General features: G+C 30.5%; 11 protein-coding genes, 2 tRNA genes and 1 pseudogene. 3 read left to right on the forward strand and 11 right to left on the reverse strand.

Annotation, left to right across the window (positions count from 1 at the left end; genetic code table 11):
- Positions 1 to 553: PAS domain-containing protein (locus AACZ53_RS11065; RefSeq protein ID WP_339838310.1), on the reverse strand; the 553-nt coding region annotated here is incomplete at its 3' end.
- 463 nt (positions 554 to 1,016) lie between these two features.
- Here AACZ53_RS11065 and AACZ53_RS11070 point away from each other — a divergent pair.
- Together AACZ53_RS11070 and AACZ53_RS11075 are read left to right on the forward strand one after the other, a co-directional pair.
- A complete protein-coding gene (locus AACZ53_RS11070) occupies positions 1,017 to 1,919 on the forward strand; it encodes a J domain-containing protein (protein WP_339838313.1) in 903 nt (300 codons plus the stop codon).
- 4 nt (positions 1,920 to 1,923) lie between these two features.
- Positions 1,924 to 2,214 (forward strand): chaperone modulator CbpM, encoded by a 291-nt coding sequence (locus AACZ53_RS11075; protein WP_339838316.1) that lies wholly within the window; start codon positions 1,924 to 1,926, stop codon positions 2,212 to 2,214.
- A gap of 7 nt (positions 2,215 to 2,221) precedes the next feature.
- Here the strand turns inward: AACZ53_RS11075 and AACZ53_RS11080 are convergent, their stop codons facing one another.
- Both AACZ53_RS11080 and AACZ53_RS11085 read right to left on the reverse strand, forming a co-directional pair.
- A complete protein-coding gene (locus AACZ53_RS11080; RefSeq protein ID WP_339838319.1) occupies positions 2,222 to 3,115 on the reverse strand; it encodes a hypothetical protein in 894 nt (297 codons plus the stop codon).
- Between the two features lie 7 nt (positions 3,116 to 3,122).
- Positions 3,123 to 3,587: a DM13 domain-containing protein gene (locus tag AACZ53_RS11085; RefSeq protein WP_339838322.1), complete on the reverse strand. Its 465-nt coding sequence runs from the start codon at positions 3,585 to 3,587 to the stop codon at positions 3,123 to 3,125.
- Between the two features lie 260 nt (positions 3,588 to 3,847).
- Here AACZ53_RS11085 and AACZ53_RS11090 point away from each other — a divergent pair, with 260 nt between their 5' ends.
- Positions 3,848 to 4,480, forward strand: a complete 633-nt coding sequence (locus AACZ53_RS11090) for an NAD(P)H-dependent oxidoreductase (protein ID WP_339838325.1) — start codon at positions 3,848 to 3,850, stop codon at positions 4,478 to 4,480.
- A 215-nt stretch (positions 4,481 to 4,695) separates the two neighbouring features.
- On the opposite strand, the gene AACZ53_RS11095 is transcribed toward AACZ53_RS11090, so the two are convergent.
- The 8 genes and pseudogenes from AACZ53_RS11095 to AACZ53_RS11130 form a co-directional block, all read right to left on the reverse strand.
- Positions 4,696 to 5,787 carry an L-dopachrome tautomerase-related protein gene (locus AACZ53_RS11095; RefSeq protein WP_339838327.1) on the reverse strand — a complete coding sequence of 364 codons (1,092 nt, stop codon included), beginning with the start codon at positions 5,785 to 5,787 and terminating at the stop codon, positions 4,696 to 4,698.
- Between the two features lie 36 nt (positions 5,788 to 5,823).
- Positions 5,824 to 6,099 (reverse strand): annotated as a pseudogene (locus tag AACZ53_RS11100) (glyoxalase); the annotation flags it as partial.
- Positions 6,100 to 6,322: 223 nt separating this feature from the next.
- Complete coding sequence (locus tag AACZ53_RS11105) at positions 6,323 to 6,958, reverse strand: NAD(P)H-dependent oxidoreductase (protein ID WP_339838330.1); 636 nt, start codon at positions 6,956 to 6,958, stop codon at positions 6,323 to 6,325.
- 37 nt (positions 6,959 to 6,995) lie between these two features.
- Positions 6,996 to 7,418 (reverse strand): organic hydroperoxide resistance protein, encoded by a 423-nt coding sequence (locus AACZ53_RS11110; protein ID WP_339838332.1) that lies wholly within the window; start codon positions 7,416 to 7,418, stop codon positions 6,996 to 6,998.
- Between the two features lie 2 nt (positions 7,419 to 7,420).
- The gene (locus tag AACZ53_RS11115) at positions 7,421 to 7,840 is read right to left on the reverse strand and encodes a MarR family transcriptional regulator (protein ID WP_339838335.1); all 420 of its coding nucleotides are present in this window, start codon (positions 7,838 to 7,840) and stop codon (positions 7,421 to 7,423) included.
- Between the two features lie 382 nt (positions 7,841 to 8,222).
- Positions 8,223 to 9,320, reverse strand: a complete 1,098-nt coding sequence (locus AACZ53_RS11120; RefSeq protein WP_339838337.1) for a slipin family protein — start codon at positions 9,318 to 9,320, stop codon at positions 8,223 to 8,225.
- A 735-nt stretch (positions 9,321 to 10,055) separates the two neighbouring features.
- A tRNA-Pro gene (locus tag AACZ53_RS11125) sits at positions 10,056 to 10,128 on the reverse strand.
- A gap of 85 nt (positions 10,129 to 10,213) precedes the next feature.
- Positions 10,214 to 10,287: transfer RNA gene (locus tag AACZ53_RS11130), tRNA-Arg, on the reverse strand.
- Positions 10,288 to 10,880 lie beyond the last annotated feature (593 nt).

The raw sequence follows: 10,880 nt of genomic DNA on the forward strand, positions 1-10,880 counted from the left end.
TATTTTCGTTTTCTAACGTTTGTAGATTTTCTTCAATCTGTTTATGCTTTGAAATATCTATTAAATAGAAAAAAAACTCCTCTTCATTTTCTCTATAAACACATGATAAATGAACAAATTTTATTGATTCATTTTTCATTGAAAGTTGAATTTCACAAGATTGATTTTTAGTATCTTTTGCTGCTTTTTTTAAGAAATCAGTAAATTTAAATTGACTTTCTGGAGCTAAATAATGCTTAAAATCACTGTTGATAATGCTTGAACAGGTTTTTCCAAGCATTTTTGCACCATATTTATTGACATCTTTAATACAACCGTCATTTTTAAGTTTAAAATATCCGACTGGAGCAAAATCATAAAAATCAGAATAAACATTTTCTTTTAATTTGGTCTTATTAGTTACGTGTCTTAACGCTTCTTTTTTTAATTTTATTTCAAGCTTTAGGGCATCAAGTTCTTCTTGAAATTTTAAAATAGTTGCATCATTTGCGGGGTTAATAGCAGATTCGGATTCCTTATTTTGAAGTATATTATTCAGCTTACTATCTTTCATACTTTTCTATGTGTTAAACAAGATACTCAAATTAAGATAAAAGTTATGATTAAAAAAAAAGCTAAAAATTTAACTAATTATGCTAATTAAAAAAATAGTTTTTTTTATAAAATCATTAACAAACATACAACAAAAAAAAAATAAATTTTATATTTTTTTTGTAATTTATTAACAGTGAGACAAATATACTTGTTGCTTTAAACCATAAGAAATACCATCTTTATTAGCTAAACTAATTAAAGTTTCATAGTAGTGTTTACATAAAAAAACAAGTCCTATTTGTAACCTTCAAAATTTTAGCTTTATTAATTTATAAGTAAATATTAAATTTAAGAGTTATTGGTCGTTAAAGACTAATTCAAAAAATCAAAAACAAAACCTACCTTTTAATACAAAATTCCATAGAATTTCGTAAATTTACGTAAGCATTTTAAGCTAATTAAACTGTTTAATTTACTATTTTATGGAATTTATTGATTACTACAAAGTCCTTGGCATTTCTAAAAATGCAACAGCTGATGAAATTAAAAAAGCCTATCGTAAACTAGCTAGAAAATTACATCCAGATATAAACCCAAATGATAAGGAAGCACAAGTAAAGTTTCAACAACTTAATGAAGCTAATGAAGTTTTAAGCAATCCCGAAAAAAGAAAGAAATACGATAAGTATGGAAAAGATTGGGAAAATGGTGAAGAATACGAAAAATACAAACAGCAACGACAACATTCAAATGCTAGTCAACAACAATCGTATTCAAGTAATGATTTTAGTGGAGAAGATTTTTCAGATTATTTTTCTTCTATGTTTGGCAATCAAGGAGGAGGTAATCGAAGAAGTCAGGTAAAATATCGTGGTCAAGATATTCAAGCGCAACTGCAAATTGACATCAAAGAAGCTTATTCAACACACAAAAAAGAATTTACGGTAAATGGTAAAAGTATTAGAATTACTGTTCCTGCTGGAATTGAAGACCAACAAACCATTAAAATTAGTGGTTATGGTGGACCAGGAACTAATAAAGGACCAAATGGTGACTTATACATAACTTTTTCTATTCTCAATACTACAACATTTAAACGTGTGGGTAATGATTTGTTTTTTACACAAGATTTAGATTTATATACAGCTGTTTTAGGGGGTGAAATTACAATTTCTGACTTCAATCAAGCAAAATTGAAGCTAAAAGTAGCAGCTGGAATTCAGAATGGAACAAAAGTACGTTTAAAAGGAAAAGGTTTTCCTGTCTATAAAAAAGACGGTCAATTTGGAGATTTGTATGTGACTTACAACATTGCCATTCCAACCAACCTTTCAGAAAAAGAAATAGAATTATTCAAGGATTTAGCTAAAGCTACCAAAAACTAAAAATATGGAAACGCAAGAATTAATCATAGTAGAAGTATTTTGTCAAGAATACGAAATTGAAGTTAACTTTATTCGTGATTTAGAAGCATTTGGATTAATTGAAACCATTGTACAAAAAGAACAACGATATTTTGATAAAAACCAATTGGCTACCATCGAAAAAATCATTCGCTTGCACAATGATTTAAACATTAATAAAGAAGGCATTGATATTATTTTAAATTTACAAGAAAAAGAAAATCAATTACTTGAAGAAATCAAATACCTTAGAAATCGTTTAGGTTTGTATGAATAAATTTTACTTAAAACGCATACTTATATATAAAACCAGCAGTAAACGAACGTGTTAATCCATCAGGTCTACTATCTCGTATTGCAAAAGGAGTTGCTAATGATAATTCAATACTTCTATTGGATGAAATAGCATAACTCATAATCAAATTTCCGTTAAGCGTTAGACCATCTGAACCTACAATAGTAGTTCTATTGCCAAAAATATTCTCATAACTATCTTCCCCTAAATGATAAATGAATAACAAGTTGGGTTTAAAGGTGAATTTCTTTTTGGTGTTGATTGTATAAGTTGTTCTAAACAAAACATCCGGTTTTCTTTCAAATAGATTGGTTGAGGAAAAATCATTGGAAGCAGAATACTCATCAAAATATGAATTCTTATTATTATTGAATATTGGTAATTGCAAAGCGGTATTAAAAAACCATTTTTTATACTTCAAACCTACACCAGCTATCAAATCAAAAGTTCCTAAACTGGCTTGATAATCTAAAGGCAATGAAATATCATTAATCTTAGCATTGGAAGACGTAAACGGAAATTTTAAACCCAAAAGTGTACTCCAAGTTTTAGCATTCTTTTCTTTAAAAACATAATTACTTGTTAAGAAAGCATCTCCAAACTGACCTCTTGTGCCAAAATCGCCACTAGCTTGTGAGTAAGTAACTTTTGCACTCATAGAAAATGATTCTGAAAAGTTTCTTGTATAAGTAACATAAGGTGAAATATAAAAAATATCCGCTTCTCCTCCACCGATTATACCTCCAAAATCAAGTTGGTTTTTAGAAGTATTTAGTTCATCCGTAAAAGTATTTCCTACTGAGCAAAAACCAGCATCACTACAACCTTGAGAATACATTGATAAACTTCCCAAAATACTTAAAATATATATAATCTGTTTCATATAAACATTAATTTAAATTAGCAATAGCATACAAATGATTGTACTGTTGACAATGGATTAAAACATAGGTATAAACGGTCAAATCCACTTGGGTTGGAATAGTATAAGTTGTTGCTGCAGTCAAGTTTCCTAAATTGACAAACGTATCAGGAGCAGCAGTTGTAGAAAGATATACTTTTAAATCTGGTGCATTTGAAATAGAAAAGTTTTCTAAAGAAACAAATCGGGTTGTTCCTTGTTGATATATCTTAGCTTCACCTGTAACTGAAATTCCAGCAGTTGGGACAAATGTTCCAGCATATAATTGAACTAACTCATCATCAGGATCAATAACAAACTGTTCTTGTGCTTGATACCTAGTGAATTTCCCTTCTATTTCACAAGAAAAAAACATCAGAGTGATAAATAAATAAATTCCTTTCTTAACCATAGCAGTAGTATTAAAGTTCGAAGTCAAAACTACTTTGTTCAAATTAAAAAATATGTAAGCTAACTAACACAAAAGCTATTTTTAATAAAATGATATATATAAAACCTTTAAATAAAAGAACTTAATACAATAAAGTAATATTCAATAGCAAATCAAACTAGAAAAAATTTGAAGTAGAAACAGAAAACACTATTGAATGACAAAAACTGGACTGGCAAGCGATTTTAGATAACTTTAAGACTTTTGTAGATAGAAATTAGCTTATAAATTGTAAATTAGAAGTCAAATTAAAAAACAAAAAAATGAGCTTATTAGAAGATTTAAAGTGGCGTTATGCTACTAAAAAAATGAATGGACAAGAAGTTGCACAAGAAAAAATAGACTACATATTGGAGGCTGCACACTTAGCTCCTTCTTCATCTGGATTGCAACCTTTCCAAATTTTCGTAATTTCAAATCAAGAATTAAAAGAAAAAATTAGAACTGTAGCTTCCAACCAAAGTCAAATTACAGATGCTTCACACGTATTGATTTTTGCAGCTTGGGATTGCTATACTTTAGAACGTCTTGAAACTGTTTTTAATCGTACTATGAAAGAAAGAGGTTTGCCATTAGACACAATGGATGATTATAAAAAGAACCTTTGGAGCATGTATGAGCCCCTAAATAAAGAATGGCATTTTAATCATGCTGCTAAACAATCTTACATTTCATTAGGAATGGCATTAGCAGCAGCTGCAGAACTAAGAGTAGATGCAACACCAATGGAAGGTTTTGAACCACTTAAAGTAGACGAAATATTAGGGTTAAAAGAATTAGGATTGAAAAGTACTGTTGTTTTAACGCTAGGTTACAGAGATGCTGAAAATGATTGGTTAGTCGATATGAAAAAAGTAAGAACTCCTGCAGAAGAATTCTTTACTAAAATTGATTAATTTTACTTAGAAGATACTTTATAAATAAGAAAACTTTGCTTGTTTCGATGAGCAAAGTTTTTTGTTTAAAGTAATTTAGATGCTACAACTTTTGAGTTACTTCCTCCGAACTTTAACGGTCTTTCACTTTATTTTTATTTTTAATTCACAAAAGTCACTAGCTAACAGTAATTTTGTTTTGATATAAAAATTGGGTATTTTGAATTCTTTACTTTTCAATCTTCATCCATTGGCAACAAAACCTTATTCAAAGTAAAAATCATGTCAGATATATCACCATCAACCTCATTAATTCTAGAATTGGTATAATATAGGTATCCGTCATGAATACTAAATGAATCAGCCCATTTAACTGCTTTACCTTCTAATAGAACCTTTATGATTCCATCGTTTTTTCGGTATAAAATTTTGTTTTTTTCTAAATCAGCAAAATATAAATCACCATTAGTATTAAACAACATTCCATCTGGTGCTGGAGTTTTAGCTATAACTCTAACATTGGCTTCAATGGCTTTTTCATTTCCATTTTCTAAAATATCTGTATCCACAGCATACAAGTGATAACCTGTTAAAGCATGAAAATATAATGTATTACCTAAATTATCTAAAGCAATTCCATCTGAATTAACAGTGCGTTCCCATTTTTTACCTTCAAAAGTCAAGAAATTAACTTCTGCAGCGGTAGAAATATGGTTGTCTAATACACGTTTAGTTTTACCTGTTTTCATGTCCAAAACAACTAGACCTGAGTTGCCTGAGTCTGTAAAATAAATAGTGTTTTTCTTTAAATCTACACGCAAATCATTGATATATGAATCAGTATGAAAGCTGTTTTTATCAAATACATAAGTCTTAGCTAATTGATTAGTAGTTAAATCAAAGACAAAAACCCTTGGTGCATCAACAACTTTAGCAAACATAGGATTTCGAGTATCTAAAACATATAAATTATTTTCAACTGCAATAACAGATTGCACTCCTACAAATTTATTTGGTACAACCTTTTGATTAACTTCCCACGAATTCCATTTAGCATCTGGATAACTTGTAATTTTATTATTGTCACCAACTTCTACAACTGAATTTGTAACTCCTTTTCGCCATCTAGGAAAATTAACAAAAATGCGCCCCGAATCAGTAACAGTTATTCCTGTTACTTGTTGGCCTTTAAAGTCAGCTACTCTAATGGCTTTTGCAGGAACAACAAAACTTATAACTTCATTATCTATATACTCATGCTCAGTTGCTTCTTCTTTACAAGCGACAGCAACAAAGATTAATAAGCTGATATAGAATATATTTTTCATTCTTCATTATTTTAATACAAAAAAGCCTTTATTTAGTTAGGCTACAGAAGAGTATCTTAACTCATAACTGTGTGTGTAAACTTCAAACACGATTCCGAATGAATCTTCAACATAACACATTTTATAAGGTTTGTCGTTTAAATAATAAGAATGTATTTGCATCCTTTGTTTACCAGCCTAAGATACGATTTTTTTAACAAATTCCTCAATATTTGTGTCTTGAATCCAGAAAGGAAATAAACCTTTGTTAAAGAGTTAAAAAACGGGTGCTTTTTTTATACATTGTGGAAAAGAAAACAACTTAATACCTATTCAATAACTTCTGAATAAAATTTTATGTTTTTTTATATTGGGTACAGTTATACCAATGGGAATTAGAGGATATAAAACAACATAATGCAAAAAGTAAGATTTCAATGTAACTAAATCCTTTATACTCATAGAAATAAAAAGCCTCAACCAAAACAAAGTTTCAATTCAGGCTTTTATTCATAAAATGCAGCTTTGTACTAACCAAAAAGCTTTACTTTATTTCTTATTTGAATTCAATTACAAATTCATCTTTTGGAGTTCTTACTTTTTTCATAGGAGCAATCCAATCTTTTGGGGTATCTGCATAACCTACATACATTAAAGAAACACTTTTTAGACCTAATTTATTTAATGCTAGGATTTCATCCACTACACTGTTATCAAATCCTTCAACTGGTGTACTATCTACTTTTAATTCAGCAGCTTGTCCTAAAGCTAAACCTAAAGAAATATAAGTCTGTCTTGCAATATGTGCAAAGTTTTCTTCAGCAGGTTGAGCCATGTAGATTTCTTTTAATTTGTCGGTGTAACTACCAAAACGTCCTCTTTCTAAACCTCGTACATCGGTTGTATGATTATATACTTTATCAATACGCTCTTCAGTATAACGATCCCAGCCAGCAAAAATTATAACATGAGAACAATCTCTCATGCATTCTGGATTTAAAGCTCCTTTGGCTAATTTTTCTTTTAATGCTTGATTTTCTACTACTAACACGTTGAAAGGTTGCAACCCCGAAGAACTTGGTGCTAAACGTGCCGCTTCTACAATTTTATCTATATCTTCTTTGCTTACTTTTTTGGTTGAATCGTATGCTTTTACAGCATGTCTCCAATGTAAATCTTCTATTAAAGCCATTTTTTATTTGTTTATTTATGTATTCTATATTATTTAATTATTCGTTTGAAACCGTCAATTTCACAGGCATGTTTCCTCTTGTTGCATTAGAATAAGGACAAACTTGGTGTGCTTTTTCAATTAACGATTGCGCTACTTCTAATGATACTCCTGGAATATTAGCATGTAATTCAGCTTCTAAACCAAATCCTCCAGCGTCATTTGAACCTATACTAACATTTACCGTTACCGAAGTCGTTCCGGTCTTAATACCTTCTTTTTTAATTACCAAGTTGAGAGCGCTATCAAAACAAGCCGAATAGCCTGCTGCAAAAAGCATTTCTGGATTAGCATAATCGTCAGTAGCGCCACCCAAACCTTTTGGATGTCTTACTTCAAAATCAACAATTCCATTTTCGCTTTTTACATGTCCGTTTCTACCACCAGTTGCAGTAGCTTTTGTTGTATACAATGTTTTCATAGTTATTTTTTTAAAATTTTAGTTATTATGTTTTTCAAAACAATTAAATCTTCGGTGGAAACCTGCATAGATTCCATTAATTGAGTTGGAATACAAGAAGCTTTTTCTTTTAAGACTTTACCTTTTTCAGTTAAAGAAATATTGACTATTCGTTCGTCTACTGTACTTCTGTTTCTGGAAATAAACGCTTTAAGTTCCATTCGTTTAAGTAATGGTGTAAGTGTTCCGCTGTCCAATTTTAATTTTTTACCCAATTGATTCACCGTTTGTGCTTCTTGTTCCCACAAAACCATCATTACCAAATACTGAGGATATGTTAGGTCTAACGCCTCTAGCAAAGGACGGTATTGATTAATAATTTCCTTGGCAAAAACGTAAACAGGGAAGCAAATTTGCTCATTAAGATGTAATGGATCATTCATGTTTTCAATTTAATAAGTCAAATGTAAGGCGCAATTATATTGTGCGCAATTTAATTAGAAAAGATTAGTAGTAATTTAACGTATACTACATTATTGTTTAATATACTTTAAACCAATCAAAAGAGCTTACGAAAAGATATTCCTATTGAATGAAAATACTAGATTAGCATAAGAGCATACTTTTTACCAGTTAATTTGCAAAACACTAACCCACAAACTTGTCACCTTGTATGACTTCTAATAAACCTCTTTCACAAACTTTGGCTCACTACAAACCTATTACCCTTTTGGGCCTCACACATTATGCTATCTCCCGCAAATTATTTATTAAATACTATTGTCTATAACAAAAAACCCCGAAAAATAAATTCCGAGGTTCTCCTTATTTAACGAAAATTTCTTTCAATTGACTGATGATGTTACCACTTCCAGAAATAGTAATTTCACCAATTCTATCTGCAATTTTTTCAACATATTCCATCTCTTTCAACTTCCACAACATTTCGTTTTCTTCCATCAATTTGGCTGTGTTCAATAAACTTCTAGTCGCAGCTGTTTCTTCTCTTCTCATGATACTGTTAGCTTGGGCTTTCTTTTCAGCCACCAAAACCTGATTCATGATTTCTTTCATATCTCCTGGTAAGATAATATCTCTAATACCAACGGCAAATACTTCCAAACCTAAATCAACAATTTTAGTTTTAGTTTCTTCCAAAATTACTTCAGCAATAGTATCTTTTTTAGTCAACAATTCATCTAAAGTAAAAGTACTCACAAAAGCTCTCAAGGCTAATTGCATCGTTACATACAATTGTTTTTCAAAGTCTTTGTTGTTTACCAAAGCTTTCGTTACATCCATAACTTTATAGCTTGCAAAGAAGTTAATTCTCAAGGCTGCTTTATCTTTACTCAACAATTCCTGACCTGAGATTTCCATTTGTTGCTTTCTGGTATCTACATTTTTAACCTCTACCGAAATAGTGTTGTTCCAAAAATAGTAAGTACCAGCAGCTAATTCTTTTACAAAAGTACCGTTTACAAACAACAAGCCTTTTTCAAAATTTGCTACCTGAAACTTTCTAATGTAAGCTCTAACCTTTTGGTTTTCCAGCATGCTTACTGCAATTTGTTCTGTAATATGAACTTTACTTGTATCAGCTTTGATAAAAGTATTTTCGTTATACCCTTTCCAAAAAGCATATCTTCCTGTTATTAAAACCTCTTTAAAAATACCGTTTACAAAGTACAAAGCAATTTCATTATCTGTAATTTCAACAACTTCTAACATTGAAGCTAACTTTTCATTTTGCAATAAAATGTTTAATTCTATTGGAGCGACAAAAGAAGACTTCATTTCGTAAATCATTACTTCTTTGTTACCCAAAATCCAAAATTTTCCTTCTTCTAAAACAGCAATTAATTTTCTGTTTTCAAATACCAAACCTACTTGGTAAGCCTTAATTGTAATTCTTTTAATCATTATTTCTAGTTATTATAGCTGAACTATACAGCGTTAATTATTATTCATTTTTAAATAAAAAAGCCTATTTGTCTCAATCCTCCTTCAAGGACGGAAAAAAGCCAGTTTAGCAAAGCGATGAAAGCGTTTATAATCATTTTTTGTAAAAACCTAAGTTTAAAACAAGCAAACCCTAAAGGCAACCAACGGTTTAAAAAACAGAGTCAATTTTCAGGTCTTGTCGTGAGTGCAATACGAGAACACTAATTAATTTGTATTGCTGATCAAGACAAATAGTCTTTTTCCATGGTACATTCAATTTATAGAGCGAACGCTACTCTTCAAACAGATTTTGAGCCTGTTGGTGACAACCACTGTCAAACACACTAATGAAATGTGTGTAGGATTCGAACCTACGTTTTCAAATCTATTACTCTACCGGACTGAGTTACTCTGACAAAATCAGAAGTGGGATTTGAACCCACGACACATAGAGAGGGCAATTTTTTGGAAAATTACCGAAACCTTCAAATCAAGTTGAATAGTAAAACATCATTCGCAACCGCGAAACGAATACTACAATAGTGCTATACAGAAACACCCAACAAGACTTGCTTGATATTTTTTTCCTCTTACTTGTCTATCCGACAAAATGAGGATTATTAGTATTCAAAGAACTTAGTTGCTTTCGCTTTACAAATATTCAAAACTTAGTACGCAACTAATCTGCGTAGTGCTTTTAATAGTTCTTTTTTGTCTGGGAAGCAGGGCTCGAACCTACAACCTCTCGCATCCAAAGCGAGTAAACAACCAATCGTTATCTTCCCAGTGGTTACTCAAAGTCGATTGCAATTGCATAGAGAGACAGTCTAAAACAATAATCTACTTTGAGTGGTTCCTTTCTAAAAAACCTGTAATTCTAGAAGGAATCGAACCTTCAACCTTCAGTTTAGAAAACTGACGCTCTATCCAATTGAGCTATAGAATCAAAATATTAGTCATAAAAAAAACACCTCGTTAAAGGTGCTTCATATAATTTAAAATAAGATACTCCTATCCTATTCCCTATATGCATACACCTGTTTGTTATTCGCCCCAAAATCAAATCGTGGACAAAATGACGGATTCATATATAATGAACTACCATTCATTATTTCGCTTGCTCTATATTGTATATCTAATGTTCTCATCGTTTCTATATTTCTAAATTCTATTTTCAAACTTCTAAATTCAAACTTCTAACTTCTAAATTCTAACTTCTAACTTCTAAATCTCTCCGGCAAAGATAAAGTCAAAAAAACATAACTTCCAAATCTTTTTTACAATTATTTTATTGATATTCAGTTAGTTACGCTTGTTTTTAGGCACAGAATATCCTGTCCGTAATTATACAGATAATCTTAAATATTCAAATGACTGTCTCTCATTTGTTTAGTGCTCAAGTCTTATTTTCTTTTATTTTTACTTATCATTAAACTTTTTTTTATGCTGAACTCGTTTCAGCATCTTTTGATTTATATTTTACTTTTCTTTTTAGGTTTAACATACTTGCGCTGAATTTATTTCAGTGATTCAGCATCT

Origin of the sequence: uncultured Flavobacterium sp., assembly GCF_963975005.1 — a bacterium.
Lineage (GTDB): Bacteria > Bacteroidota > Bacteroidia > Flavobacteriales > Flavobacteriaceae > Flavobacterium.